This is a genomic window from Marivita sp. S2033, assembly GCF_046592965.1.
GTDB lineage: Bacteria > Pseudomonadota > Alphaproteobacteria > Rhodobacterales > Rhodobacteraceae > Marivita.
Window position 1 is genome coordinate 1 of record NZ_JBISBV010000009.1, and the last position, 24,516, is coordinate 24,516.

29 protein-coding genes are annotated in these 24,516 nt (G+C 59.8%); 12 read left to right on the top strand and 17 right to left on the bottom strand.

All coding sequences use genetic code 11. The features are described 5' to 3' along the window. Positions 1–341: 341 nt before the first annotated feature. The 4 genes from ACGKZZ_RS14010 (at position 342) to aat (ending at position 3,314) form a co-directional block, all read left to right on the top strand. A complete protein-coding gene (locus tag ACGKZZ_RS14010) occupies positions 342–581 on the top strand; it encodes a hypothetical protein (protein WP_411224203.1) in 240 nt (79 codons plus the stop codon). 200 nt (positions 582–781) lie between these two features. Next, entirely contained in the window at positions 782–1,264 is a 483-nt protein-coding gene (accB, locus tag ACGKZZ_RS14015; protein WP_411224204.1) for an acetyl-CoA carboxylase biotin carboxyl carrier protein, read from the top strand. Between the two features lie 15 nt (positions 1,265–1,279). Continuing rightward, the gene (gene accC, locus ACGKZZ_RS14020) at positions 1,280–2,638 is read left to right on the top strand and encodes an acetyl-CoA carboxylase biotin carboxylase subunit (RefSeq protein WP_411224205.1); all 1,359 of its coding nucleotides are present in this window, start codon (positions 1,280–1,282) and stop codon (positions 2,636–2,638) included. Positions 2,639–2,678: 40 nt separating this feature from the next. Further along, entirely contained in the window at positions 2,679–3,314 is a 636-nt protein-coding gene (gene aat / locus ACGKZZ_RS14025; protein WP_411224206.1) for a leucyl/phenylalanyl-tRNA--protein transferase, read from the top strand. On the opposite strand, the gene ACGKZZ_RS14030 is transcribed toward aat, so the two are convergent. The 4 genes from ACGKZZ_RS14030 to ACGKZZ_RS14045 form a co-directional block, all read right to left on the bottom strand. Beyond that, a complete protein-coding gene (locus tag ACGKZZ_RS14030; protein WP_411224207.1) occupies positions 3,278–3,640 on the bottom strand; it encodes a DUF2155 domain-containing protein in 363 nt (120 codons plus the stop codon). The two genes, aat and ACGKZZ_RS14030, sit on opposite strands and share 37 nt — an antisense overlap. 31 nt (positions 3,641–3,671) lie before the next feature. Continuing rightward, on the bottom strand, positions 3,672–4,055 hold the full coding sequence (locus ACGKZZ_RS14035) for an NADH:ubiquinone oxidoreductase subunit NDUFA12 (RefSeq protein ID WP_411224208.1): 384 nt from the start codon (positions 4,053–4,055) through the stop codon (positions 3,672–3,674). 153 nt (positions 4,056–4,208) lie between these two features. Beyond that, complete coding sequence (clpX, locus tag ACGKZZ_RS14040; RefSeq protein WP_411224210.1) at positions 4,209–5,474, bottom strand: ATP-dependent Clp protease ATP-binding subunit ClpX; 1,266 nt, start codon at positions 5,472–5,474, stop codon at positions 4,209–4,211. Positions 5,475–5,623: 149 nt separating this feature from the next. Continuing rightward, positions 5,624–6,253, bottom strand: coding sequence for an ATP-dependent Clp protease proteolytic subunit (locus ACGKZZ_RS14045; protein WP_411224211.1), 630 nt, complete (start codon positions 6,251–6,253; stop codon positions 5,624–5,626). A gap of 145 nt (positions 6,254–6,398) precedes the next feature. On the opposite strand from ACGKZZ_RS14045, the gene ACGKZZ_RS14050 reads away from it, so the two are divergent. Beyond that, positions 6,399–7,592 (top strand): FAD-binding domain-containing protein, encoded by a 1,194-nt coding sequence (locus ACGKZZ_RS14050; RefSeq protein WP_411224212.1) that lies wholly within the window; start codon positions 6,399–6,401, stop codon positions 7,590–7,592. 115 nt (positions 7,593–7,707) lie between these two features. Here the strand turns inward: ACGKZZ_RS14050 and ACGKZZ_RS14055 are convergent, their stop codons facing one another. From ACGKZZ_RS14055 to ACGKZZ_RS14105, 11 genes are all read right to left on the bottom strand, one after another. Then, on the bottom strand, positions 7,708–8,976 hold the full coding sequence (locus ACGKZZ_RS14055) for an FCSD flavin-binding domain-containing protein (RefSeq protein ID WP_411224213.1): 1,269 nt from the start codon (positions 8,974–8,976) through the stop codon (positions 7,708–7,710). 55 nt (positions 8,977–9,031) lie between these two features. After that, on the bottom strand, positions 9,032–9,712 hold the full coding sequence (locus tag ACGKZZ_RS14060) for a c-type cytochrome (protein ID WP_411224301.1): 681 nt from the start codon (positions 9,710–9,712) through the stop codon (positions 9,032–9,034). 39 nt (positions 9,713–9,751) lie between these two features. After that, positions 9,752–10,804, bottom strand: coding sequence for a c-type cytochrome (locus ACGKZZ_RS14065; protein ID WP_411224214.1), 1,053 nt, complete (start codon positions 10,802–10,804; stop codon positions 9,752–9,754). Continuing rightward, a complete protein-coding gene (gene soxC, locus ACGKZZ_RS14070; RefSeq protein ID WP_411224215.1) occupies positions 10,788–12,062 on the bottom strand; it encodes a sulfite dehydrogenase in 1,275 nt (424 codons plus the stop codon). Before soxC ends, ACGKZZ_RS14065 begins: the two co-directional genes overlap by 17 nt. 18 nt (positions 12,063–12,080) lie before the next feature. Further along, positions 12,081–13,778 carry a thiosulfohydrolase SoxB gene (gene soxB / locus ACGKZZ_RS14075; RefSeq protein ID WP_411224216.1) on the bottom strand — a complete coding sequence of 566 codons (1,698 nt, stop codon included), beginning with the start codon at positions 13,776–13,778 and terminating at the stop codon, positions 12,081–12,083. 97 nt (positions 13,779–13,875) lie between these two features. Beyond that, complete coding sequence (gene soxA / locus ACGKZZ_RS14080; RefSeq protein ID WP_411224217.1) at positions 13,876–14,730, bottom strand: sulfur oxidation c-type cytochrome SoxA; 855 nt, start codon at positions 14,728–14,730, stop codon at positions 13,876–13,878. Between the two features lie 85 nt (positions 14,731–14,815). Then, positions 14,816–15,145: a thiosulfate oxidation carrier complex protein SoxZ gene (soxZ, locus tag ACGKZZ_RS14085; RefSeq protein WP_411224218.1), complete on the bottom strand. Its 330-nt coding sequence runs from the start codon at positions 15,143–15,145 to the stop codon at positions 14,816–14,818. A gap of 32 nt (positions 15,146–15,177) precedes the next feature. Beyond that, a complete protein-coding gene (gene soxY / locus ACGKZZ_RS14090) occupies positions 15,178–15,594 on the bottom strand; it encodes a thiosulfate oxidation carrier protein SoxY (RefSeq protein WP_411224219.1) in 417 nt (138 codons plus the stop codon). A gap of 30 nt (positions 15,595–15,624) precedes the next feature. After that, positions 15,625–16,104: a sulfur oxidation c-type cytochrome SoxX gene (soxX, locus tag ACGKZZ_RS14095; RefSeq protein WP_411224220.1), complete on the bottom strand. Its 480-nt coding sequence runs from the start codon at positions 16,102–16,104 to the stop codon at positions 15,625–15,627. A 129-nt stretch (positions 16,105–16,233) separates the two neighbouring features. Continuing rightward, entirely contained in the window at positions 16,234–16,812 is a 579-nt protein-coding gene (locus ACGKZZ_RS14100; protein ID WP_411224221.1) for a thioredoxin family protein, read from the bottom strand. Between the two features lie 18 nt (positions 16,813–16,830). After that, positions 16,831–17,568: a cytochrome c biogenesis CcdA family protein gene (locus tag ACGKZZ_RS14105; protein WP_411224222.1), complete on the bottom strand. Its 738-nt coding sequence runs from the start codon at positions 17,566–17,568 to the stop codon at positions 16,831–16,833. Positions 17,569–17,640: 72 nt separating this feature from the next. Here ACGKZZ_RS14105 and ACGKZZ_RS14110 point away from each other — a divergent pair, with 72 nt between their 5' ends. From ACGKZZ_RS14110 to ACGKZZ_RS14125, 4 genes are all read left to right on the top strand, one after another. After that, positions 17,641–18,033, top strand: a complete 393-nt coding sequence (locus ACGKZZ_RS14110) for a thioredoxin fold domain-containing protein (protein ID WP_411224223.1) — start codon at positions 17,641–17,643, stop codon at positions 18,031–18,033. A gap of 9 nt (positions 18,034–18,042) precedes the next feature. Beyond that, positions 18,043–18,378: an ArsR/SmtB family transcription factor gene (locus ACGKZZ_RS14115; RefSeq protein ID WP_411224224.1), complete on the top strand. Its 336-nt coding sequence runs from the start codon at positions 18,043–18,045 to the stop codon at positions 18,376–18,378. An 80-nt stretch (positions 18,379–18,458) separates the two neighbouring features. Further along, a complete protein-coding gene (locus tag ACGKZZ_RS14120; RefSeq protein ID WP_411224225.1) occupies positions 18,459–19,520 on the top strand; it encodes a YeeE/YedE family protein in 1,062 nt (353 codons plus the stop codon). A gap of 137 nt (positions 19,521–19,657) precedes the next feature. Further along, positions 19,658–20,722, top strand: a complete 1,065-nt coding sequence (locus ACGKZZ_RS14125; RefSeq protein WP_411224226.1) for a Hint domain-containing protein — start codon at positions 19,658–19,660, stop codon at positions 20,720–20,722. Positions 20,723–20,772: 50 nt separating this feature from the next. Here the strand turns inward: ACGKZZ_RS14125 and ACGKZZ_RS14130 are convergent, their stop codons facing one another. Continuing rightward, entirely contained in the window at positions 20,773–21,294 is a 522-nt protein-coding gene (locus ACGKZZ_RS14130; protein WP_411224302.1) for an SH3 domain-containing protein, read from the bottom strand. A gap of 117 nt (positions 21,295–21,411) precedes the next feature. On the opposite strand from ACGKZZ_RS14130, the gene ACGKZZ_RS14135 reads away from it, so the two are divergent. The 3 genes from ACGKZZ_RS14135 to ACGKZZ_RS14145 are packed head-to-tail and all read left to right on the top strand — an operon-like array spanning position 21,412 to position 23,568. Continuing rightward, positions 21,412–22,398 (top strand): 2-hydroxyacid dehydrogenase, encoded by a 987-nt coding sequence (locus ACGKZZ_RS14135; RefSeq protein WP_411224227.1) that lies wholly within the window; start codon positions 21,412–21,414, stop codon positions 22,396–22,398. 49 nt (positions 22,399–22,447) lie between these two features. After that, entirely contained in the window at positions 22,448–23,128 is a 681-nt protein-coding gene (gene pdeM, locus ACGKZZ_RS14140; protein WP_411224228.1) for a ligase-associated DNA damage response endonuclease PdeM, read from the top strand. 26 nt (positions 23,129–23,154) lie between these two features. Next, entirely contained in the window at positions 23,155–23,568 is a 414-nt protein-coding gene (locus ACGKZZ_RS14145; protein ID WP_411224230.1) for a PaaI family thioesterase, read from the top strand. Between the two features lie 33 nt (positions 23,569–23,601). Here the strand turns inward: ACGKZZ_RS14145 and folD are convergent, their stop codons facing one another. Further along, positions 23,602–24,504, bottom strand: coding sequence for a bifunctional methylenetetrahydrofolate dehydrogenase/methenyltetrahydrofolate cyclohydrolase FolD (folD, locus tag ACGKZZ_RS14150; protein WP_411224231.1), 903 nt, complete (start codon positions 24,502–24,504; stop codon positions 23,602–23,604). Positions 24,505–24,516: the final 12 nt, after the last annotated feature.

Genomic DNA, 24,516 nt, shown 5'->3' on the forward strand with positions numbered 1-24,516 from the left:
TGGGCCCCCGGCCTGCCCAAAACCCGTTCCGGCAAGATCATGCGCCGCATCCTGCGCAAGATCGCCGAAAACGACACCGGGTCCTTGGGCGACACATCCACCCTCGCCGACCCCTCCGTCGTCGAAAACCTCATCGAAAACAGAGCCATAAAAGGGTGACACACATGCGCGATACGCCGGCACGAGCGTCCGGGCGTATCGCCAATTTGAATAAGTTCTTCAGCATTCTGAAGCTGCAGAAAAAGAATGATCGGTCTAAACTCAAATCTGGAGGGGGTCTTTGAACACAGGGTAAAATCATGCCTTCGATACAACCAGTGATGCCAAACCTTGTCACTCCGGTGACACGCAAACCTGATATTCAGGCGACGTCCTGTTCGACAACCGCTGCGGCGCCTGCGGCAGCAAAGCCCGCATCAGAACCGGAAACCGGTGAAAAGGCCGTCACCCCTGCCGCGCCGCCCTCGGCGTTGCAGGTACAGATCAAGGCGATCATCACGGAACAGGCCAAATCCCTGGTTCGCGAGGAAGCGGAGCAAGCAACCAAGGACCACGAATTCGCCCCTGAGCAGGACATCTGAAAACACCCATTGCGCCCTGCGCCCTCAATCAGAACGTCTGATAACACGATTGATCACCGGCTTGCTCTTGCTCCTGACGGTCAATCGGTGCAAGGAAAGACATCTATGACAGGCGATGCCTTTGGGTAAAGCGACACTCCGGTCCATCCGATGAGGGAGGCGCGCCTTGGGCGGCGACAAAGAACCGGGCGAGGGACAGCATGACGAAGAACAAGCATGATGCCGATGTGGCTTTTATTGAAGCCTTGGCGCAACTGCTGCGAGACAACGACCTGACAGAACTTCAGGTCAAACGCGAATATGGGGAAGATGACAGCCTGAACGTCCGGGTCAGTCGCATGATCCAGTCTGCGCCGGCCGCGCCCGCACTTCCCTCCGTCGCAGCGCCGCTTCCGGCTGCCGCACCCGCCAACCCGACAGCGGCATCCCCTGAAGACCCGGCGGAACACCCCGGCGCGGTCACCTCTCCGATGGTCGGCACGGTCTATATGCAGGCCGAACCGGGATCGCCCGCGTTCATTTCGATTGGCCAACAGATCAGTGAAGGCGATACCTTGCTGATCGTGGAGGCGATGAAAACCATGAACCACATTCCCGCCCCACGCAGTGGCACGGTCAAGCGTATTCTGGTCGAAGACGGCGCACCCGTCGAATATGGCGCGCCTCTCGTGATCCTCGAATAACCGGGCCGCAGAAACATGTTTGACAAAATCCTGATTGCCAACCGGGGCGAGATTGCTCTTCGCGTCATCCGCGCGTGCCGCGAGATGGGCGTCGCCAGCGTTGCCGTCCACTCCACTGCCGATTCCGACGCCATGCATGTGCGCATGGCGGACGAGGCGATCTGCATCGGCCCACCGCCATCGACGGACAGCTACCTGTCGATCCCGGCGATCATTGCCGCCTGCGAAATCTCCGGCGCACAGGCGATTCATCCCGGCTATGGGTTCCTGTCGGAAAACGCGCGCTTTGTTCAGATCGTCGAAGATCACGGCCTGACCTTTATCGGACCGACCGCGGAACATATCCGCGTCATGGGCGACAAGATCACTGCCAAAGACACGATCAAGGCATTGGGGGTGCCCTGCGTTCCCGGGTCTGACGGTGGCGTGCCCGACCTTGCAAGCGCCAAGAAGGTCGGAGAGGAAATCGGCTATCCGGTGATTGTCAAAGCCACCGCTGGCGGCGGCGGGCGCGGCATGAAGGTTGCGCAAACAGCCGCCGATATGGAGCGCGCCTTTCAGACCGCGCGATCCGAGGCGAAAGCCGCCTTTGGCAATGATGAAGTGTATGTGGAGAAATACCTGACCACGCCACGCCATATCGAAGTGCAGGTGTTTGGCGATGGCAAGGGGGGCGCCGTACATCTGGGCGAGCGCGATTGCTCGCTGCAACGACGCCATCAAAAGGTACTGGAAGAAGCGCCCGGCCCCAGCATCACGGCCGAGGAGCGCGCGAGCATCGGCAAGGTTTGTGCCGATGCCGTGTCGCGGATCAACTATGCGGGCGCGGGCACGATCGAATTCCTGTACGAGAACGGCGCATTTTATTTCATCGAAATGAACACGCGCCTCCAGGTCGAGCATCCCGTGACCGAAGCGATTTTCGGCGTCGACCTTGTGCGCGAACAAATTCGCGTTGCCTCAGGCCTGCCGCTTTCGTTCGAACAGGACGATCTTGTGATCAACGGTCATGCGATAGAGGCGCGCATCAACGCGGAAAAACTGCCGACGTTTGCACCGTCACCGGGGCGTATCACGCAGTATCACGTGCCCGGCGGGCTTGGCGTGCGCATGGATAGCGCGCTCTATGACGGGTACAAAATCCCGCCCTATTACGACAGCCTGATTGGGAAACTGATCGTGCATGGCCGGGATCGCGACGAGGCGCTGGCGCGGATGTCGCGCGCCTTGGGAGAATTGATCGTGGATGGCATCGACAGCACGGTTCCGCTGTTCAAGGATCTGTTGGAAGACCCTGATATTCAACGCGGCGAGTACAACATTCATTGGTTGGAGCAGTGGCTGGAGCGCACCTATGCCAGTCGAAAGGCTTGAGACGACGGGCGCGGGTGGCTGATACCTCTGGTTCTGGGCGATGAGTATCACGCCGGATTTGCTGTTGCGAGCCTACCGCGTCGGTCTGTTTCCGATGGCCGAACATCGTGACGATTTAGATTTGTTCTGGGTCGATCCGCAAAAGCGTGGGGTTCTGCCCCTGAACGCGTTTCGGATTTCACGCAGCCTTGCCAAGACGCTTCGCAGCGACAAATTCACCGTGACGCGCAACAAGGATTTCTCGCTCGTCGTCGACGCCTGCGCCGATCGCAGCGAGACGTGGATCAACAACGATATTCGTCGCCTGTACCAGGAACTGCATCACCGCGGAGCCGCGCATTCCATCGAGGTTTGGCAGGACGACAATTTGGTGGGTGGCGTTTACGGCGTCGCTGTCGGAGCGGCGTTTTGCGGCGAAAGCATGTTCTCGCGCGAACGCGATGCGTCTAAGGTTGCTCTGGCCTGGCTGGTCGATCTGTTGCGGCGCGGCGGGTTTGTCCTGTTCGACACCCAGTTCATCACCGATCATCTGGCCTCACTCGGCGCGGTCGAGATCACGCGCGCAGAGTATCGGCGTCGGTTGGACCAGGCCATCCTCGGACATGCCGACTTTTCAGGCACGCCGCTCGCCCTTTCGGGTCAGGACGTGATGCAGCGCAATACCCAAACGTCATAACGCGGGTGGTCCATCGGGTTCAGCGCCGGGGATGAGGCAATCATCCACCCCTGGTAGACGGGCGCGTCGATTCCGATTTCCGTGATCGTCATATGGGCATATGCCTCGCCAGCCGCGTTGCCGTTGGGATAGCGACATTCGTCGGCTGTGATCGTGATCCGGCCAATTGTCGTCTTTTGCCGCGCGGCAATCTCAAGATCCGAGACTTTCCCCGTCAACTTGTCCAAAGCGCGCACATTGACGCCGCTTCCGTTGCTCGTAGCCAACTGCGCGGCTCCGGATGTCGCGATCACGCAGGCGCAGGCCAAGGCGGTCAAACGTTTCATTCTGTCGCGGTTCTTTCAAACATGCCCTGCCCTATTCCGGGCTCCACGCCTCGTAATCCCGCCGGTCGGCGGGAACAGGGCGTCGAATCGATCCGTCCGGCGCATAGGCCAATGCCGTTCCGGTCAGGTTTTCCTGATGGGGCTTGATCCACGGTTGCTGGGGCAACGGCCGTTCGCTGGGCAATTCGTCAAAGGTATGATGCAGCCATCCATGCCAGTTGGCATCCACCCGACTCGCTTCGATCTCGCCGTTATAGATCACCCAACGCCGCACACCGTCTTTGGACTGGTAGAAGATGTTGCCCTGCGAGTCTTCTCCCACCTTGTTGCCCTTGCGCCAGGTGTAAAACTGGGTGCCATAGGTTTGACCGTTCCACCAGGTCACGGCGCGCAAAAGAGAGTTCATAATGCCCATGGAGGACTCCTCGGGGTGTTGTTTGCGCCGTTATAGGGCGCATTGTAGACCAAGGTCCAGCGCAGCTATGACGCAGTTTGAATAACAAAGGGTGGATGCACGCACCCACCCCCAATCCAGTGTTACGCAGGTCCGGCCCTGCGCTTGTCAAACTCACCCCGCTTCCGCAGACCCTTTTTTCTGATCGGCATAGATCATCAGCGGCTTGGCGTCGGACGTCACGGCCTCTTCGTTCACGACGATCTCGGTCACCTCGTCCATCCCGGGAAGCTCGAACATGGTATCGAGCAGGATATCCTCAAGGATCGAGCGCAAACCCCGCGCGCCGGTCTTGCGCTGAATGGCGCGCTTGGCGATCGCACTCAGCGCGTCTTCGGTGAAGGTCAGCGTGGTATCTTCAAGCTCGAACAGGCGCTGGTATTGCTTGACCAGCGCGTTCTTGGGCTGTGTCAGAATGATGATCAACGCGTCTTCATCCAGGTCTTCCAATGTTGCGATCACCGGCAGACGGCCCACGAATTCGGGGATAAGGCCGAATTTCAGCAGGTCTTCGGGTTCGAGCGACTTGAAGGTTTCACCGATACCCGCCTCGCTGTCATCGCGCACATCGGCACCAAAGCCCATGGCCGACCCTTTGCCGCGCTGCTTGATGATCCGTTCCAGCCCGGCAAACGCGCCGCCGCAGATGAACAGAATGTTGGTCGTGTCCACCTGCAGGAACTCCTGCTGTGGATGCTTGCGCCCACCCTGCGGCGGCACAGAAGCGACCGTGCCTTCCATCAGCTTGAGCAACGCCTGCTGCACACCCTCGCCCGATACATCGCGGGTGATCGAGGGGTTCTCCGACTTGCGTGTGATCTTGTCGACCTCGTCGATATAGACGATGCCGCGCTGCGCCCGCTCGACGTTGTATTCAGACGATTGCAGCAGTTTGAGAATGATGTTCTCGACATCTTCGCCCACATACCCCGCTTCGGTCAGCGTGGTGGCGTCTGCCATGGTGAATGGCACATCGAGGATGCGCGCCAGTGTCTGGGCAAGCAGCGTCTTGCCGCACCCGGTCGGCCCGATCAGCAGGATGTTGGATTTCGCCAGTTCGATGTCGGAGGATTTCTGCGAATGGTTCAAACGCTTGTAGTGGTTGTGCACGGCCACCGACAGCACACGCTTGGCGACCGCCTGACCGATCACATAATCGTCCAGCACATCGCAAATCTCGCGCGGGGTCGGTACACCGTCGGTCGACTTCAGCCCGCCGCCCTTGGTCTCCTCGCGGATGATGTCCATGCAAAGCTCAACGCACTCATCGCAGATGAAGACAGTTGGCCCGGCAATCAGTTTTCGCACTTCATGTTGGCTCTTGCCGCAAAAACTACAGTAGAGGGTGTTCTTGCTGTCGCCGCCAGAATTCGTCGCCATGTCTTACCTTTCCCGACTCGCCTTTGGATGGTTGATTGAACTCACCACTCTCCTCTGGCGTGTGTCGTATTTGCTCCTCAGAACCTTAGGACAGCAGAACTTGGGCCACAACGCCAAAAACGCCGATTGGCGAAGCGGCCCGTTCACGATTATTCGTCCTCGGCGGTTTTGGCCCGGCTTTCGACGATCTCGTCGATCAGGCCCCATTCCTTGGCCTCTTCCGGCGACATGAAGTTGTCGCGCTCGAGAGCCTGTTCCACCTTCTTGAGGCTTTGCCCGGTGTGCTTGACGTAGATTTCGTTCAGCCGCTTTTTCAGCTTCAGCGTCTCTTCGGCGTGGATCATGATGTCCGTCGCCTGACCCTGGTAGCCGCCAGAGGGCTGATGCACCATGACCCGGCTGTTGGGCAGCGAAAAGCGCATTCCCGCCTCGCCAGCTGTCAACAGGAGCGAGCCCATGGACGCGGCCTGTCCGATCACCAGCGTCGACACCTTGGGCTTGATATATTGCATCGTGTCATAGATCGAGAGCCCGGATGTCACCACCCCACCGGGCGAGTTGATGTACATGCTGATCTCTTTGGACGGGTTCTCCGCCTCAAGATGCAAAAGCTGCGCCACGATCAGCGATGACATGCCGTCATGCACGGGACCGCTGAGGAAAATGATCCGCTCTTTCAACAGGCGGGAGAAAATGTCGTAAGCCCGTTCGCCGCGGCTTGTCTGCTCGACCACCATGGGGACGAGCGTGTTCATATAAGTCTCGAAAGGATCGTTCATCTGTGCCTGCCTGATATTGCCACCGCCAAAGCGGTGGTGCGGTTGCGAGTTGGGGGGAGACTAGTGTTGCGCCATGGGGGCTGCAAGGGGGGTGCGGTCGCGCGCGCGGCTTGACCGGACATCCCCCCAGATTAATTGCATCAAAATGTCAGAACTTTTTCCCCCGACCCGCGCAGGCGCGCTCGATAAACTGTCGGGCTTCCTGGAGTGCGGCGCCGCGCGCTATGGCACAGATCGTAATTTTGATCGCGGTCGCGGCCAGCACTATAACGTGTCGATGCTGTCACCCTACATCCGTCACCGGATCCTCACCGAACAAGACGTCCTTGCTGCTGCGTTGGGCCGGAACGCAGCCGGTCCCGGCGACAAATTCGTGCAAGAAGTGTTCTGGCGAACCTATTGGAAAGGCTGGTTGGAAATGCGTCCCTCGGTCTGGCAGAGCTACCGCCAAGGGCTGGTGCGCGCATGGGATGATGTTCAAACCCAATCCGGCCTGCGCGCCGGCTGGTCCTCGGCGTGTCAGGGTGACACCGGCATCACGTGTTTTGACCATTGGGCGCAGGAGCTGGTGGACACCGGTTACCTGCACAACCATGCGCGCATGTGGTTCGCGTCGATCTGGATATTCACGCTGCGCCTGCCATGGGAATTGGGTGCCGATTTTTTCCTGCGCCATCTGCTTGACGGCGATCCCGCCTCCAACACGCTCGGGTGGCGCTGGGTCGCAGGGCTTCAGACCCAGGGTCGCAATTACGTTGCAAGCGCCAGCAATATCGACACATTCACCCAAGGTCGGTTCAATCCCGAAGGCCAGCTTGCCGTCGATCCCGCCCCGCTTGACGGCCCTCCGCACCCGCCCTGCACTGACGCACCAAAGGGCGACGACCCAGACCTCTCGAAACCATCCGTCCTGCTCTTGCACGAAGACGATCTGAACCCTGACCACATCCTCGAAACTGGGTTGATCCCGTTGGCGACAGCGACACTTGACGCCACCAACGCAACAAGCCCGCTAACGATGTCTGCGAACGTGACCCGCTTCAAGACCGCGCTCATGGCAGACACCACGTTTCGCCACGCCGAAAGACTTGGTCCCGTGACCAACGCGCTGTCCACCGCCACGCAGATCGAGGATTGGGCCAAAGCCAACGGCGCGGCTCAGATCATCACACCCTACGCGCCGGTTGGCCCGGCGGCTTCGATCCTGGATCGAATCAGCGCCATGCCGGTCGTGCGCCCCTTGCGCGATTACGACCGTCGCGCCTGGCCACACGCGACCGCCGGTTTCTTCAAGTTCCGAAAGAAAATTCCGGATTTGCTCGCGGCCTTGAATCTCTGACCCCCTGTTGGTCTCGCGGCGGCTTCTTCTCAATTCAAATGGCCCGGGGAGTTCGGGGGCTGCCCCCCACCGAGCGGATCGGATCGCACCGCGATCCGATCGTCTTGGTCATGGCCTAGCCAAACATGTCGGCCGTGATCCCCTCGTACCAACCGACGCTTTCTTCAAACGTCACCTTGCGCAACGCGGCATCCTCACCGGTCTGGCTGATGAACCCGTCGACCTTGGCGATCTTTTCGTCTGTCGCCTCGTAGGTCGCGCCGACCTTCACGCCGTCTTCGGTGTCGATCAAAGACCAGCAGGTGTTCGAGAACTTGGCCGGAAACACGCGTGATCCTGTCAAGGCCCCGCGCACCGCCATTGCCGCGACCTTGGCTTGGGAATTGGCCGAAAACGCCGATTTCGGCATATCGCCCTGATTGGTGGCATCGCCAAGAATGTGGATATTCTCATCCAGACGTGACTGCATGGTGTGGCCATCGACCGGTGCCCAGTTGTTTTCCGTCAGGCCCGCGGCCTCGCAAATCAGCCCGGCTTTTTGCGCCGGTATCACGTTGACCACGTCGGCTTTCACCACCTCGCCGTCGATATCGACGGTCATTGCAGCCGGATCGACAGAGACATTCTTGCCGCCGAAATCTGGCCCGATCCGTTCGATCATGCCGGTATAGTGTTTCTGCCAGCCTTCCTCGAAAAGCGCCTGCTTGGAGTAATTCGCCTTGGGATCGGCGATGATGATCTTGGCGGTCGGGTTGCTGGCTTTCAGCACATGCGCCACCATCGAGATCCGTTCGTACGGTCCGGGCGGGCAACGGTACGGATTGGGCGGCGCAACCATGACGTAGGTGCCGCCTTCGGGCATCGCCTCGACCTGCGCCTTGAGCAATTCCGTCTGACTGCCGCCCTTATAGGCATGCGGCATCGCGTTCTGTGCCGACACGTCCCAACCCGGAACCGAGCCGTCGACGAAATCAATGCCGGGGCTCAGGATCAGGCGGTCATAGGGCACCGAACCGCCCCCCGCCAGAGATACGGTCTTGGCGTCCCGATCAACGCCGACGGCCCAGTCATGCACCACGTTGACACCGTAGTCTGACGCCAAGGTGCCGTAAGAATGCTCGATGCTTTCGAGATCACGGAACCCGCCGATGTAGAGGTTGGAGAAGAAGCAGGTGTAATAGCTGCGGCTCGGCTCGATCAGGGTCACATCGATCTCGCCGTTGCTGTCCTTGGCGATATAGCGCGCCGCGGTGGCGCCACCGGCGCCGCCGCCGACGACAACCACCTTGGGTTTGCCATGCGACGCGGCGTGTACGGTTGGCGCGGTGAGCGTGGATGCTGCGGCAAACCCTGTGCCGACAAAGGTGCGTCTGTTCAGTTTCATGAGTAACCTCCCTTGAGTTAACGTTAAAACCGAACCACCCGACGTCTTTTGCGCCTTATTCGAGTTCGGCAAAATATGCCGCCAGAGCGGCAATCTCTTCGTCCGACAATCTTTCCGCCATCATCTGCATGACCGGATGGGAGCGCAATTTGCGTTTGTAGGCGTGCATCGCGATCACGAAATCCTCGGTCGGCCAAAGCGTGATCGACGGGATCCCCTTGTCCGAGCCGTCCGGCTGGTGGCAGGTCGTGCATTCGCTCGCCAGATACGCGCCGTATTCCCGATCACCGACAATCGCCAGAATGTCCGGCGGCAGATCGACCTCGCGCGCTTGTGCGGTCGGGGCGGCTTCGGGGATATCCTGCGGATTGTCGGAAAACTGGCGCAGATAGGCCAGGACATCATGCCGATCCTGCGGGCTCTTTAATCCGTCAAACGACATCCGCGTACCGCTGACCAGCGCTTTGGGATTTTCCAGATAGGCATCGAGATGTTCGAAATCCCAGGTCAACCCGTCCGCCGCCGCGCGCTTGAGGCTTTTCGAATAGGAAAACCCGTCAACCGCGCCTGCCCTGCGATCAAAGACGCCGTTCAGATGCGGTCCGATGCGGTTTTTGGCGTTCGGCCCGACCATGTGGCATCCCGCGCATTGCGCGAAGATCTCGCCACCGCGATCCCTGTCACCAAGCGCGGTGGCCTCTTCCTCGGCCCACGCCCCGGCCATCGGCCAGAGCATGGCACAGACAGCGGCTATGACGCGAGACCGGCGCACCGGTCAGCCGTCAAAGCTTTTGAGATACTCCGTGACGGCCTTGATGTCTTCGGGCTTTCGCAGCCCGGCAAAGCTCATCTTGGTGCCTTTGGCATAACCGCGCGGGTCGGCGAGATAGGCAGCAAGCGCATCCTCGCTCCATACGCCGTCGAGCCCCTCCAGCGCACTGGAATACCGGAAACCCTCGACCGTCGCGATTTCCCCGCCAACAATTCCGTTCAGAGCCGGACCAACCCGATTTTTCGCGCCCTCACCCACCATGTGGCAGGCCTTGCATTGGCGAAATACCTTCTCGCCATCGGCGACGAGTTCAGGGTCAAGCGCCGCGGCCTCGGCCACGACCACGTCAGCCTCTTCCTTCACTGCGTCTGCCGGAACGATCACAGCCTCTTTCTCCAGCGCCTCGGTGCCCTCCTCGTTGGGGGTGACATCAAGAACGGTGGCGCGCATCGTGATCTCGACGCTGTCCTTGCACGCGCTCATGCACGGCTCGGCCCGCCATTGCGGATATTCCGTTTCGGCCCGGTCATCGACGATGAAGCCATCGGCGTTGGGCATCTCGACCTCAAGGAAATTCTCGTTGCTCAGAACGAAATCGTCATCCACGAGGAAGTTGGAATAAAGAATATAGGCAACGATGGCATAGACGTCGTCATCGCTCAGCGATTGCGCGTTGCCATAGGGCATGGAGCGATGGATGTAGTCCCACGCGGTCGACAGATAGGGCCAATAGCTGCCCACGGTCTTGACCGGATCCTCATCGGCCAGTGTCCCTTCGCCGCCGGCGAGCGACGGCCAGTTGTCCACGCCTTCGGCAAATTCTCCGTGGCACGCGGCGCAATTGTCCGAGAACAATATTTCGCCATCGGCGGCAGACCCCGATCCCTCGGGCAGACCGGTGCCATCGGGGCGCACTGCGACATCCCATGCCGCGATCTCTTCCGGCAGCGCTTCGCGGCCAAGGCCCAGTTTTTCCTCGGCCAGCGCCTGCGACGAAACAAGTGCGCTGGACGCAAAAAGCGCAGCGCTCGCAATTCCTTTAGGAAACTTCAACATTCTCCGCCTCCCCGTTCGGCTTCACATGCCATGTCTGGATGCCGTTATTGTGGTAAATCGAGTTCTCGCCACGCACCTCGCGCAGTTCATCCTTGGTTGGCTGGACATATCCGGTGTCATCCATCGCCCGTGCCTGAAGCAGCATCTCTTCACCGTTCCACGTCGTATCGAGGTAAAAGCGGGTCAGCGCCATCTTCTCGCCCGGCTTGGCAAGCCGCGCGGTTTCCCACGTCATGCCGCCATCCTTTGACACATCCACGCGCGTGATCGCGCCGTGGCCCGACCATGCCAGACCGCTGATGACCAGCGGACCGTGACCGTGCGTGATCGGCGATTGCGGGCTCGGAGAGGTGACGACGGATTTCGCGTCCATCACCCATGTCCACTTGCGGCTGGTGCCGTCGGCCAGCGTGTCGGTGTATTTGCTGGTTTCCTCTCGGCTTTCGACCGGGCCGTCCATCACCTCGATCCGGCGAATCCACTTGACCCACAGGTTGCCTTCCCAACCCGGCACGACAAGACGAACCGGATAGCCATGCTCCTTGCGCAACGCCTCGCCATTGGCTTTGAACGCAACGAGCACGTCGTCCAAGGCTTTCTCCATCGGGATGGATCGCCCGTTCGAGGATGCATCGGCTCCTTCGATGAACACCCATTTGTCCGCCAGATCGCCAGCGGCATCGAGCCCGGCCTCTTGCAGCAGCGTGCGCAATGGCACGCCGGTGTATTCCATGTTGTGAATCATCCCGTGCGTGAACTGCGCGCCGTTCAACTGCGCGCCGGCCCATTCCATGCCTGTATTGGCTGCGCATTCGCAGAAATAGACATGATTTTCGCGCGGGAAGCGTTCGAGATCGTCATAGGTGAAGACCAACGGCGTATCGACAAGGCCGTTGATCATCAGACGGTAATCCTGCTTGCGCAGATCGATCGCACCGGAGTGGTGCCGCTCGAACGCGCAGCCCTGCGGCGTGATCGTGCCGTCAAGCGCGTGAATCGGCGTGAAGTTGATCGAGGAGATCGTGTCGGCGGTCAGCCACTCGACATTGCGGCGGATCACATCGGCCTCGTACTCGATCGGCAGTCCGTAAGGGTGCGCATCGACGGCATCGCCGAAGGAGATCGCCCAATCCTGCGTTTCGGTGATCAGCGGATCGGGTGTCTGCGCGCGCGCGGCCGAACCGGCGGTCAGGCCTGCGGCAGCCGCCGCAGTGCCACGCAAGAACGCGCGGCGGGAAGGTTTGAAGATGTCGGACATGCCTCACACTCCGCTAGGTTACGCGCCCACAACCGTGACGCTGTCGTTTTGGTTTACGGTGACGGTGCCAAGCTTCTTGATATGCGCTTCGACGACGTCCCAAATTTGCGGCCCCTCGGTGCCCTCGTTCACCGATGCCCATCCGGCGACAATGTAATTGCGCGAAGGATCAATGGCTTCACCGGTCTTGAGCAACGTCATGTCGCTGATGCGTTCGCCCTGCGGTTTGGTCACGTCGATGCGATAGCCTAGACCGCCCGTGCGCACCATGTCGCCACCCTGCTGGTAGTAGGGATCGGGGTTGAAGATATTGTCGGCCACATCCTCAAGCACGACCTTGAGGAATTCGCCCGTCATCTCGTTTCGATACGCCTCACCATAGGTCATGGAGGTCACGTTCCAGATATCCTCGCGGGTGATGTCCTGTCCGGGGATCAGGCTCGGCCCCCACCGCACGCCCGGCGATAGCGCGATCTCTGCATCGCGCTCGCTGAGCAAGGCGTCGCAGATCACGTCGTCCCATGACCCGTTGAAATTGCCCCGGCGATACAGAAGGCTGTCGGTCTGGCCGACCACCTCGTTCAACTCGGCTTCGAACGGTGCGCGCTGTTCGTCGATCAGCGACGCCATCTCGGCATCGGGTTCGATCACGTCAGAGAAGATCGGGATCAATTTGTGACGGAATCCCATCATGCGGCCGTTTTGCACGTCCAGATCAACCCGGCTCACGAACTTGCCGTTAGAGCCTGAAGCGACGATGATCGTATCGCCCACCAGCACGGGTTCGGGCAGCGCGTCATGCGTATGGCCCGACAGGATCACGTCGATGCCAGTCACGACGCTTGCCATCTTCTTGTCGACGTCAAAACCGTTATGGCTCAGGCAGACAACCAGTTCGGCGCCCTGGCTGCGCACCTCATCGACCATCGCCTGCATGTTCTCGTCGCGGATGCCGAAGCTGTATTCGGGGAACATCCAGCCCGGATTGGCGATCGGCATATAGGGGAACGCCTGCCCGATCACCGCGATCTTCACGCCGCCACGCTCGAAGAACTTGTAGGGCGGGAAAAGCTCTGCCGGTTCGTCCCACTCCGCATCGAAAATGTTCTGGCCCAAGGCCGCAAAGGGCAATCCCTCGACAATCTCGGCCACGCGGTCGGACCCGAGGGTGAATTCCCAATGGAAGGTCATCGCGTCGGGCTTGAGCCCGTTCATCACGTTGACCATGTCCTGACCTTCGGTGTGATAGCAGGTGTAGCTGCCGTGCCATGTGTCACCCCCATCGAGCAACAACGCATCGGGCCGGTCCGCGCGGATCGAGTTGATCACGGTGGCCACGCGATCAAGCCCGCCGACACGGCCATACGCCTCGGCAAGAGCCGTGAAATCGCCCGAACTCAGTGCGTAATGGTAGGGGCTGCCGTCGTCGATGCCATAAAGCCTGCGAAAGTCGGCACCGGTCACATGCGGCACTGCGCCCTTGTTCTCGCCCACCCCGATATTGACCGACGGTTCGCGGAAATAGATCGGTTTCATTTGCGCATGGATGTCGGTGATGTGGATCAGCGACACGTTTCCGAACGTGTCAAATTGCAGCAATTGATCCTGCGTCAGCGCCTGTTGCGCCGCCAATCGGGACCAATTGCCAAAACCGGACGCGCCGACGAGCGCGGAAGCGGCCATCGACACCTGAAGGAAATCGCGTCTTGAGATCATGGGATGTGCCTTTTGGGTTTCGCACCACACATTCGCATGTGTGAATGGAAAATTCGTCGAAAAACCCCGCGCTTGCAACAGCGCGAGGTCGTAGGATTTAGTTGCGGACCGAGGGGCCTTCGACCGACAGGCCGTTTCCGCGCGACGCAACGTACAGCTCAAGCGCGACGAACTCGGGCGAACCGGGAGAGAACGTCTCTGCACGGGTATCGCGGATGCACCCCTTGAAGCGGTTATGCTGCTGGATAAGTCCGGCCTGCTTCAGGCGGTAGGTCGGGAATCCGTTGATCTGGCCTTGGCTCAGGTGATCGGCGCGGATGTAATTGCCGTAGTTCTGTTCATGGCAATTCGCACAGGACAGCTCTAGCAGACCATATCGCGTGTAGTAGATTTCCTTGCCCTTTTCCCACGTTTCGGCAACCGGCCCATCGATGGCCACATTGACGGGCATGCCGCGCGATTGCACCGAGATCAGCGCCTCCATGGCGGTCATCTGGGCGCCGTCATATTTGTAGGGCTCGGCCCCCATACGCTCGGTGCGGCAGTCGTTGATCTGCATCGCAAGCGTGCGGACCTCGCCAGCCTCTTCGTTCCACTTGGGATAAACCGCGCGCACGCCCTCCATCGATTCCGGGCCTTCGTGGCACGAGGCGCAGGATTTTTCGGCACTGCCTTCCACGGTATTCCATGTGTCAATCGCCTGGTCGACGAAGATCATGCCGGGATTGTCGAACGTGTCGGCCTGCATGGCCTGCGTGTCGTCCTCGCGGAAATGCCAGCCCGACATGATCGTGTCGATTCCGGTCTCTTCCATATGCGGCGGAGCGGCGGTCTTGGTAATCATCTCCTGACCGTCAATGGCCAGCGTGTCGTCATCCGGACCACCGGCAAACGCCACCGGCGTTGCGATGGCAAGCGTGGCGCATAGCGCCGTCATCGCCCTTAATTTCATTCCTGTTCCTCCCGTTGAGCTATCCCGCCATTCCATGTGGCGGGTCTTGGCGTCCCTGCCCCCAAACCAGGGAGCAGGTGCAGGATCAGCCGACGGCGATCGCTTTGGAATCTTCGTAGACCGACCCGTCATCATCGTACCAGGTGAACTTGAACTCACCGGCTTCGGGCACGGTGGCCGCAAATTCGATATAGGGGTTGGTCGAAATCGCCGGTTCCAGCTTCACGTCGATCACGTTCTCACCGTTGAAGTCACAGGTGAAGCGGTTGATGATCGAGCGCGGAATGACGTTGCCGTCACCATCCTTGCGCTGGCCGGATTCCATTGGGTGACTGATCAAGGTCTTGATCGTGATCGCGTCGCCAGCGGCGGCGGATTTCGGAACCTTGACGCGGGGTTTTACACCGGATGCCATGTTTTATCTCCTGAAATTCTGGGGTTTGACCGTCAGCCGCCGCAGCCGCCGATGGTGACCTTCACGGTCTTGGAGCTGCGCGCAAAGCTGCCATCCGCCAATTTGGCAATCGCGATAACGTCTTGCGTACCCGCCAGACGAATGCGTGTGCTTGCCGTCTGGGACGCCGCGAGCGGTCCGAAGTTGAATGTGGCGACCGGCGGCGTCGGGTTGCCTGCGGCCAGAACCATGATCGCCGAGGCGCCGGGTGCCGACACTTCGATCGGAACCGTGTTACCGTTCTCCGCGATCTCCGGAGCCGTCAACTCGACACCTGACTCGGCCAGATCGGCCCCGCCGGTGAATTCGCTGACCAGATCCTCGACCGCCGCGTTGGCGCGGAATGGCAGAACAAATGTCAGCGCGGCTGCCCCACCGATGGCCAGGGCTTCGCGTCTCGTAAAATCCATGTCGTGTCTCCTAACTCGTTTGGGGGCGGCTCAGCCGTCTTTCAGCGTCATGAGAAACGCCACCACATCTTCGATTTCCTGTGCCGACAGGATCGGCTCAAGTTCATCCATGTTGGCGGCCTTGCCCGTGTACCCGTCGCCGGGGCGGATAAAGCCGCTGGTCTTGTAGAACGCGGGCATCACCGTGCCTTCGAACGTCATCTTGGAGTTGGCGACAAGGCCGCGCAGCTCTTCCTCGGTGCGGTATTCGGCAATGCCGTCAAGCGTCGGCCCGACCTCGCCGTGAAACGGCGCGTCGTTCAGTGCAGTCACGGCGTGACATGCAATGCAGTTGCCCTTTCCGCGGTCGACCATGATCTTCGCTCCGCGTTCCGCATCCCCCGTTTCACCGGAAAGCGACGTCTCGACAGCGCCGTATTCGGTGAACTCAACCTCGCCCGGCTTGACCGGGTTCGCGATCGCAGCAGTCGCACTCAAGGCGATCACCGCAGAAATTCCTGTTAGCTTCATTGTCCCTCCCTTGCCGCCCGGTCTTTGATGCGGGCCAAATGTGGCTTTGCATACCGTAGGCCACCGACATCGATTCATGCAACTACAAATTCACGAAAGTGAATAATTGAGTGTGAACGAAGTCGGCGCTCAGTCGAATTTGCCGTTATCGCGCTCCTGAATCCGGCGCGCATGGTAGCGCTGGAAATCCTCGCCATCATCAAGTAGGTAACGTTTCTCGTTGACCCAGGTGAACATGTCGAGCGTCGTGCCCTTGGCGAACGCTCCGGGCATCACCGCAACCGACGCCTCAAGCGCGGTCTGATCCTCAGGAACTTCTTCGGGAAGGAAGACGATGCTCGGCGTGAACAGCACGCGCCACCGCTGCGCCATATCCTTTTCAGACATCGCCTCGCCGTCAAAATCGACCACTTCGATGTCGCCATGCAGGTTCAATTGCACAACAAAGTAATTCTCGGCGATATAGTCGCTGACTTCGCTGTCCGAAAACACCTCCTCGTGCATCTGCTTGCAGTAGATGCAGCCGCGCTGTTCGAAAAACAGCACCAGACGTTTGCCCTCGGCGTTGGCCTCGTCCAGATCCTCGCGCAGATCCTTGAACGTGTCGCGCATCCAGGGCTGCTTGTGCAGCCCGTCATCGCCAATCTCCGCCGCAGCGACCGGCATCGCCATCATCATGGCCAATGCGCCTGCCAATACGTGTTTCATCTGACTTCCTCCCAAGTGTTAACCAAGTGACGACCAGTTCGGGAACCACTCCAACATCGCATTCGCAATCAGGTTTATGGTATCCGTCGCGATCAGGATCGCAAACACGATCAGCATTCCGCCCATCGCCTTTTCCGCATAGTGCAACAGCCCCCTGTTGCGCGCCGTCCAGCGCAGGAACGGTCCCGAAAACAGCGCGGCTATGACGAATGGAAAGGTCATGCCGACACCGTATACGAACAGCAGCAAACCGCCCTGCACCACATCTCCCATGCCCCCCGCGATCATCAGGATCGATGCCAGCGCCGGACCGACGCAGGGCGTCCAGCCAAACCCGAATGCCAGCCCCATGACATAAGCGCCAATCCAGGTCGTCGGCTCTGTCTTTGCCTCAACCTTGGCCTCACGATACAGGATCGGGATGCGCACGATGCCCAGAAAATGCAGACCGAATGCAGCCAGAACCACGGCTGCCACATATCTCAGCGGTTCTCGATAATCGGCAAATGCCTGTCCCACCGCCGTCGCGCCCATGCCGAGCAAAACAAAAATTGTTGTCACGCCAAGCGCGAACAAACACGCCGACGCCACCAGATTCCACGCCACGCCCTGAGGGACATCCTCCTCGCCCTTGAGTTCGTTCATCGAGATTCCGGCCATGTAGCACAGGTAGAATGGAACCATCGGCAGGATACACGGCGTAAAGAAACTCAGAATGCCGGCAAGTGCCGCACCCGCGAACGAAATGTCGAACATGGACCGAGATTCCTTGAATTATTCACATATTCAAATTAGGTGTTTTGTCACAACAACGTCAATCGGTGTCTCATGCACGTGGTCACATCCCTGAAAGCCTCGCTTTTCGCGGCAGTCGGCATCTGCTGGGGTGCTGCCGCACTGTCTGACCCGGTGCTCGTGATGGTCGAGCAGCCCGGCTGCATCTATTGCCAGCGATGGGACGCGCAGATCGCGCCCGCCTATCCAAATACGGACGAGGGAAAATTCGCGCCCCTGATGCGCACAGGGTTGCGCGACGGACCACCCGACGGCATGACCTATGCCCGCCGGGTCGTTTTCACACCGACCTTCATTCTGGTTGAGGATGGCGAGGAACTGGCCCGGATCGAGGGCTATCCGGGCGAGGACTTCTTTTGGCCCGTGCTGTCAAAGATTCTCAAGGAACACACGGATTTCGCACCCTCTGACACGATTGAAAACTGAAGGTACGCCATGGGACTTCCTCAACTCAGCCCCGATTTGACCGTCCAGGAGCTTGACCGGATTGCCGACAAGGCGACCACAGCTTCGAATTTCCTCAAGGCGATCAGCCATGAGGGCCGCTTGATGATCCTGTGCCATTTGGTGACGGGCGAAAAAACCGTGACCGAACTGGAGGAATTGCTGTCTGCGCGGCAGGCCGCTGTCTCGCAACAACTCTCGCGCCTGCGGCTCGAAGGGTTGGTGATTCCGCGTCGCGACGGCAAGACGATCTTTTACCGTCTTGCAGACCACCGGCCGCGCAAGATGCTGGAATGCGTCTACGAATTGTTCTGTCAGGACGACTGAACCGATCACGACCTTGTGTCCTTGCTGTAAGCGCACTCTGCACGCAAACTCCCCGTTCTGAACCTTTGGGAAAATAGCACATGTTCCAGAGCATCCCCGAACCCGTGATGGTGGCCCTCGTCGGGCTTTTTGGCGGTGTGCTTTTGGGCCTCGCCGCGCGGCTCGGGCGGTTTTGCACCTTGGGCGCGATCGAGGATGTGCTCTACGGCGGGTCCGACACGCGGATGCGGATGTGGGGCATCGCGATCGGCACGGCCGTTTTCGGCAGCTTTGGCCTGATTGCGTCGGGGCATCTGGCGAGCAGCGATACCTATTATCTCTCGATAAAATGGCTGCCCTGGGCGTCGGTGATCGGCGGATTGATGTTCGGCTACGGCATGGCGCTGGCGGGAAACTGCGGCTACGGCGCCATCGCGCGACTGGGCGGCGGTGATCTGCGCAGCTTCGTGATTGTTCTGGTGATGGGGGTTTCTACCTACGTGGTCCTGAGCGGGCCGATTGCCCCGTTGCGCGACTTGATCTTCCCGCAAGCCGAGGTTCTACCGGGCGATACACCGCCGGGGCTCGCCCACCTTGCAGCCCAGTTCATCGGCCTCCCGGTACATTTCATTGGCATGGCTTTGGGTCTCGTGATCCTTGGCGTCTCGGCAAGCTCACGGGCTTTTCTCGACTCCCCAAAGTCAGCCTTCTGGGCGGCGATGGTCGGAGTGGCCATCATCAGCGGCTGGGCGGGCACAAGCTGGGTGGCCGATACAGGCTTTGACGCACCGCGCGTCGTCTCGCACAGTTTTGCCGCCCCGCTTGGGGAAAGCATCCTGTGGTGGATGATCGGCTCTGCACAGCCGATCAGCTTTGCGGTCGGGTCTGTCTCTGGCGTCTGGGTCGGAGCCTTCATCGGGTCGTTGATGAAAGGGCATTTCCGCTGGGAAGCGTGCGAAGACCCTCGCGAATTGCGCCGCCAGATTTTCGGCGCGGCTCTCATGGGGGCCGGTGCGGTGATCGCTCTCGGGTGCACCATCGGTCAGGGCGTCAGCGCATTTTCGATGCTCGCCTATAGCGCGCCGGTCACATTTACTGCGATTTTTGCCGGAGCGAGCCTTGGCTTGCGGCAATTGATCGTCGGATTTAACCCGGCTGAATAAGCGTAAGCCGGCGTCAGTAGTTGCCAAAGAATCACGATTTCCTCCAAATGTTCCGGCTCTTTTTTCAACAGGCGGGTTTTCGCCGTCGTTCTCGGCTAAGCTCAAAAAAAAATAAGAAGAGCAGGCAGTACAGGAACATGGGAACGGCTTTCAATGGCACGTTCGTCATCTCTTGGTCGCAGACAACCATCGACACGCTTCAGGCGGCACCGGCCGACTTTTTGAACATTGGCGCGGCGTGGAGTTGGACAGGCGAGGCCGTCCGAGTGGACGGGCCCAACGATCTGTTGCGACTGGAAGAGGCGGAAGGCGACGCAGAACGTCGCAAACGCGCGGCGCTCATGGTGCAGCGCCTCGTCGGTGCGGCGACCGATGGCGCGGCCGACGCATCGCCGCGTCCGGTCGACCATCCGATTGCCGAAAAGTGTTTCGTCGTCACCGACGGCGAGCGGACCTACACTGTCACCTTGATAGAACAAGGCGTGCGCAAGGCATCACTGTTGATGTTCTTCAATGGCATCCCGCCGCGCAACACGGAACTTTGGGTCGTTCACACGTCCCTGTTCAATGCCATATCGCAAACGAATGCAGAGCATCAGGGCGCCGTCATCTGCTTTACGCCGGGCACGTCCATTCTGACACCAAACGGCACGCAGCGCATCGAAGACCTGCGCGAGGGCGATCTTGTCCAGACCAAGGACAACGGCGCGCAGCCGATTCAGTGGATGGGCCACCGCCGGATGAGCGGTGCCCGGCTGTTTGCGATGCCCAGATTGCGCCCGATCCGCATTCGCGCCGGGCTGTTCGGGCTGGATGAACCCGACGAAGACCTTCTCGTTTCGCCAGAACACCGCATGTTGATCAAGGGCCGTGTCGCACGCGATTTGTTCAACACCGGCGAGGTTCTGGTCGCCGCACGCGATCTCATCGACCACGACCGCGTCAGCGTGGATCTGTCGGTCAAGGAAGTCACCTATGTGCACATGCTGATGCCGCAACATGAAATCCTGTTCGCCAACGGCGTGGAATCGGAAAGTTTTCATCCCGCCAACGCTGCACTGTCGACGCTTGACGCCAAGGATCGCGCCCGCTTGTCACAGATGTTGCCCCGGATCGAGAACAGCCCGCAAAGCTATGGCGGGTTTGCGCGCCGCAACCTTTCGTCTTCCGAAGCTGCCATCCTGATGCATCAGGCGGCCTAGGGTTTGGCCACGGGGCGCACCGCGGCGCGCCAGTCGCCAACCTGCCCGATCTATTCAAACACCTCGGATTCGCGAACGCCCCAGTAGCTTCCCTTGCGCGCCCAACCCTTGTAGCCGCCTGCCGACAGCTCGCACCACTCCACCTCGCATTGACGCACTTCAGCCACCACCCCCATCGACAGTTGGGCGTTCACAGGTGACGACGGGTCCGGTCGCGCAAAGAGTGTGAGCATATCCACTTCGACAATGGCCGTCCGAACTCCGGACAACAAAGCATAATGCACCCAACCGCCGGCGCCGTCGCGGTCTTGTACCCGGCGCCAATGGCCATGCTCGGCGGTGATCTGCAATGGCATGTTGCGGCGTTTGTAGACCCAGTCGATCCGGTGCGACAGCGATGGGCCGCGCCGCACGTTGCCTTCGCTTGCCTTCATCGAAACAAAACGGGGCAACGGGAGATTCGTGACCGCCCCCTTCTCCTCTGCCGCCACCGGTTCGGCGATAAGGACTGCAACAGCCAGGCCCACAGACAATAAGGGCCCATATACGGTCCGGATCAAACACCAGTTCATGAAATGCGCCTCGACTTGCTCGGTTTTTCTAATTTTTCCGGCAGGTTCTTGTGCCCGCCGTGCCTTTGCGACACTGTGCCAAAACCTGAGAGACCGGGAAAGCAGCAGGAGCAAATCATGTCATCTAATCGCCTGAGTGTTGTTGTCACGCGACGCCTGCCTGACGCGGTTGAAACCCGTCTCAAAGAACTATTCGACGTGCGTCTGCGGGACACCGACGCACCGATGACTCAAGCAGAATTGACGGCCGCCGTGAAGGAGGCAGATGTTCTTATTCCCACCGTCACCGACAGGATCGACGCCCGGCTCATCGGTCAGGCCGGACCGCAATTGCGTCTTATCGCGAATTTTGGCGCCGGTGTGGACCATATTGATGTCGATACCGCTCGAAGCCGCGGCATACTGGTCTCCAACACCCCGGGCGTTGTGACCGAAGACACCGCCGATATGGTGCTCGCACTCATCCTCGGAGTGACGCGGCGCATTCAGGAAGGCCTGAACGTGATGCAAAAGGGTGAATGGGACGGCTGGTCGCCGACCGCATTTCTGGGCGGTCGCCTTGGCGGGCGTCGCCTCGGCATCCTCGGGATGGGCAGGATCGGTCAGGCCGTCGCAAAGCGTGCGCGCGCGTTCGGAATGCAGATCCACTACCACAACCGCCGCCGCTTGCGCCCCGAGATAGAAAATGCGCTGGAGGCCACGTATTGGGAAAGCCTTGACCAGATGGTCGCCCGCATGGACATCCTGTCGGTCAATTGCCCGCACACCCCCTCGACGTTCCATTTGCTGAACGCGCGTAGGCTGAAGCTCCTGAAGCCGAGCGCGGTCATCGTGAACACATCGCGCGGCGAGGTGATCGACGAGAACGCCCTCACGCGCATGCTGAAGGCTGGTGAGCTGGCGGGGGCCGGTCTCGACGTGTATGAACACGGGCATCGCGGCACACCGGAACTGCGCGACATGCCAAATGTCGTCATGCTGCCCCATATGGGGTCGGCCACGCGCGAGGGTCGGCTGGAGATGGGTGAAAAAGTCATCATCAATGTAAAAACCTTTGCTGACGGACACCGGCCACCGGATCAGGTGGTTCCCGCAATGCTCTGATACCTCTCGCCCTCTTGCATCCTATGTAATGGCGGTACATGAACAAAACATGAACGCACTCGAATTCGAATTCCGTAGCGAAGCCTTGCTGGCTCTTCCGAGCGGTGCCCTGTTCTGGCCCAACGAAGATCTGCTGGTTGTTTCGGATCTTCATTTCGGAAAATCAGCCCGCGCCGCCCGATTCGGAGGGGCGCAATTGCCACCATACGAGACGACTGAAACGCTGAACCGCCTCGTGTCGGACGTGGAAAACACCAACGCCAGACGGGTGGTCTGTCTGGGCGACAGCTTTGATGCCACTCCGATGCAACATGCGCTGCCGGGCCAGGATTTGCAGGTTCTCACCGCATTGCAAGCGGGCCGCGAGTGGATCTGGATCGAGGGCAACCACGATCCCGGTCCTGTCGCGCTTGGCGGAACGCACATGAAGCGGTTGGTCGTCGGCCCGTTGCACTTCCTTCACATTGCTCAGGCAGTACCACTGCCGGGCGAAGTGTCGGGTCACTACCATCCCAAAGCAGCGATCCGACTGCGCGGACGCACTCTGACCCGGCCTTGCTTCCTGTTTGACGCCACGCGCCTCATGCTTCCCGCTTATGGCACGTTCACCGGCGGACTTTTTTGTCACGATACGTCGCTGAGACGTCTGATGGCGCCGACCGCACAGGCTATTCTCACAGGGCCGCGCCCTTGCAAAATCCCCATGCCTGGCCTTGCCCCCTTGTCTTGATCCAAGCGGCGTGCTTCCTTTCGCACATGGACATCTCACCTCGCATTCAATCCAGTTTTGACCGCCAATCGCTGATGCAGACACTCGGTGCGCGATTGGTCGAAACGGGTGACGGGACGGTGACGATCACCGCACCGATTCTGCCAACCGCTACGCAACAACAAGGTTTCGGTCACGCCGGTTTGACATTCTCGATCGGAGACAGCGCCGCTGGCTATGCCGCTCTCACCATGATGAGCGAGCATCAGGAAGTGGTCACCGCCGAGATCAAGATCAATCTACTTGCACCTGCGATGGGTGATCTTCTGATCGCCTATGGCCGTGTCATAAAGCCCGGCCGTCGCTTGATCGTGGTCTCCTCGGATGTTTACGCCAAGACCGACGCGGGGGAACGCCACATCGCTTGCCTGATCGGGACGATGATACCTGTCGATCTGTGAATAAGTTGTAAACATCAGGCTGCTATCTATTGATCATGCCGTCAGATCCGCAGGTTCGGGCAAGCCGTTGGCGCGGCAACAGGCCGTAAGCGTATTGGCCAGCAGACAGGCGATCGTCATCGGCCCGACACCACCGGGAACCGGCGTGATGGCGCCCGCGACGGCTGCGCAGCTCTCGAAATGGCAATCGCCCACGAGGCGCGTCTTGCCCTCGCCTTTTTCCGGCGCATCGACCCGGTTGATCCCGACATCAATCACCGTCGCGCCCGGCTTGATCCAGTCTCCCGGAACCATTTCCGCGCGCCCGACAGCCGCCACGACAATATCCGCGCGCCGCACGACATCCGGCAAATCCCGCGTCCGACTATGCGCGATCGTCACCGTGCAACTGTCGCCCAACAAGAGCTGCGCCATCGGCTTTCCGACAATATTGCTTCGTCCGATGACAACCGCGTTCATGCCCGAAAGCGATCCATGATGGTTGCGCAACATCATCAGGCAGCCAAGCGGAGTGCAGGGCACCATCGCCTTTTGGCCTGTTCCCAACAGACCGACATTCAGGATGTGAAAGCCGTCCACATCCTTTGCAGGATCAATCGCATTTATCACCAGATCCTCGTCAAGATGATCCGGTAGCGGCAATTGAACCAGTATCCCGTGCACCTTCGGATCGGCATTCAAGCCCTCGATCAAGGCCAGCAGCTCGGTTTCCTTGATGCTGGGGTCGAGCCGATGTTCGAACGAATTCATCCCCACTTCGACAGTCATCTTGCCCTTGGATCGGACGTAGACCTGACTCGCCGGGTCATCCCCCACGAGGACAACAGCGAGCCCGGGCTTCAATTGGTGATCAGCTTTCAATCTTGCGACTTGATCCGCAACGTCGCGGCGCAGCTTTGCGGCAAAGGCCTTACCATCAATGATCTCTGCACTCATGTCGCGTCCTTC

Excerpts from the sequence above, each read along its gene's own strand:
- accB (WP_411224204.1), top strand. The coding sequence starts at position 782 with ATGACGAAGAACAAGCATGATGCCGATGTGGCTTTTATTGAAGCCTTG.
- accC (WP_411224205.1), top strand. The coding sequence starts at position 1,280 with ATGTTTGACAAAATCCTGATTGCCAACCGGGGCGAGATTGCTCTTCGC.
- aat (WP_411224206.1), top strand. The coding sequence starts at position 2,679 with ATGAGTATCACGCCGGATTTGCTGTTGCGAGCCTACCGCGTCGGTCTG.
- ACGKZZ_RS14030 (WP_411224207.1), bottom strand. The coding sequence starts at position 3,640 with ATGAAACGTTTGACCGCCTTGGCCTGCGCCTGCGTGATCGCGACATCC.
- ACGKZZ_RS14035 (WP_411224208.1), bottom strand. The coding sequence starts at position 4,055 with ATGGGCATTATGAACTCTCTTTTGCGCGCCGTGACCTGGTGGAACGGT.
- clpX (WP_411224210.1), bottom strand. The coding sequence starts at position 5,474 with ATGGCGACGAATTCTGGCGGCGACAGCAAGAACACCCTCTACTGTAGT.
- ACGKZZ_RS14045 (WP_411224211.1), bottom strand. The coding sequence starts at position 6,253 with ATGAACGATCCTTTCGAGACTTATATGAACACGCTCGTCCCCATGGTG.
- ACGKZZ_RS14050 (WP_411224212.1), top strand. The coding sequence starts at position 6,399 with ATGTCAGAACTTTTTCCCCCGACCCGCGCAGGCGCGCTCGATAAACTG.
- ACGKZZ_RS14055 (WP_411224213.1), bottom strand. The coding sequence starts at position 8,976 with ATGAAACTGAACAGACGCACCTTTGTCGGCACAGGGTTTGCCGCAGCA.
- ACGKZZ_RS14060 (WP_411224301.1), bottom strand. The coding sequence starts at position 9,712 with ATGCTCTGGCCGATGGCCGGGGCGTGGGCCGAGGAAGAGGCCACCGCG.
- ACGKZZ_RS14065 (WP_411224214.1), bottom strand. The coding sequence starts at position 10,804 with ATGTTGAAGTTTCCTAAAGGAATTGCGAGCGCTGCGCTTTTTGCGTCC.
- soxC (WP_411224215.1), bottom strand. The coding sequence starts at position 12,062 with ATGTCCGACATCTTCAAACCTTCCCGCCGCGCGTTCTTGCGTGGCACT.
- soxB (WP_411224216.1), bottom strand. The coding sequence starts at position 13,778 with ATGATCTCAAGACGCGATTTCCTTCAGGTGTCGATGGCCGCTTCCGCG.
- soxA (WP_411224217.1), bottom strand. The coding sequence starts at position 14,730 with ATGAAATTAAGGGCGATGACGGCGCTATGCGCCACGCTTGCCATCGCA.
- soxZ (WP_411224218.1), bottom strand. The coding sequence starts at position 15,145 with ATGGCATCCGGTGTAAAACCCCGCGTCAAGGTTCCGAAATCCGCCGCC.
- soxY (WP_411224219.1), bottom strand. The coding sequence starts at position 15,594 with ATGGATTTTACGAGACGCGAAGCCCTGGCCATCGGTGGGGCAGCCGCG.
- soxX (WP_411224220.1), bottom strand. The coding sequence starts at position 16,104 with ATGAAGCTAACAGGAATTTCTGCGGTGATCGCCTTGAGTGCGACTGCT.
- ACGKZZ_RS14100 (WP_411224221.1), bottom strand. The coding sequence starts at position 16,812 with ATGAAACACGTATTGGCAGGCGCATTGGCCATGATGATGGCGATGCCG.
- ACGKZZ_RS14105 (WP_411224222.1), bottom strand. The coding sequence starts at position 17,568 with ATGTTCGACATTTCGTTCGCGGGTGCGGCACTTGCCGGCATTCTGAGT.
- ACGKZZ_RS14110 (WP_411224223.1), top strand. The coding sequence starts at position 17,641 with ATGCACGTGGTCACATCCCTGAAAGCCTCGCTTTTCGCGGCAGTCGGC.
- ACGKZZ_RS14115 (WP_411224224.1), top strand. The coding sequence starts at position 18,043 with ATGGGACTTCCTCAACTCAGCCCCGATTTGACCGTCCAGGAGCTTGAC.
- ACGKZZ_RS14120 (WP_411224225.1), top strand. The coding sequence starts at position 18,459 with ATGTTCCAGAGCATCCCCGAACCCGTGATGGTGGCCCTCGTCGGGCTT.
- ACGKZZ_RS14125 (WP_411224226.1), top strand. The coding sequence starts at position 19,658 with ATGGGAACGGCTTTCAATGGCACGTTCGTCATCTCTTGGTCGCAGACA.
- ACGKZZ_RS14130 (WP_411224302.1), bottom strand. The coding sequence starts at position 21,294 with ATGAACTGGTGTTTGATCCGGACCGTATATGGGCCCTTATTGTCTGTG.
- ACGKZZ_RS14135 (WP_411224227.1), top strand. The coding sequence starts at position 21,412 with ATGTCATCTAATCGCCTGAGTGTTGTTGTCACGCGACGCCTGCCTGAC.
- pdeM (WP_411224228.1), top strand. The coding sequence starts at position 22,448 with ATGAACGCACTCGAATTCGAATTCCGTAGCGAAGCCTTGCTGGCTCTT.
- ACGKZZ_RS14145 (WP_411224230.1), top strand. The coding sequence starts at position 23,155 with ATGGACATCTCACCTCGCATTCAATCCAGTTTTGACCGCCAATCGCTG.
- folD (WP_411224231.1), bottom strand. The coding sequence starts at position 24,504 with ATGAGTGCAGAGATCATTGATGGTAAGGCCTTTGCCGCAAAGCTGCGC.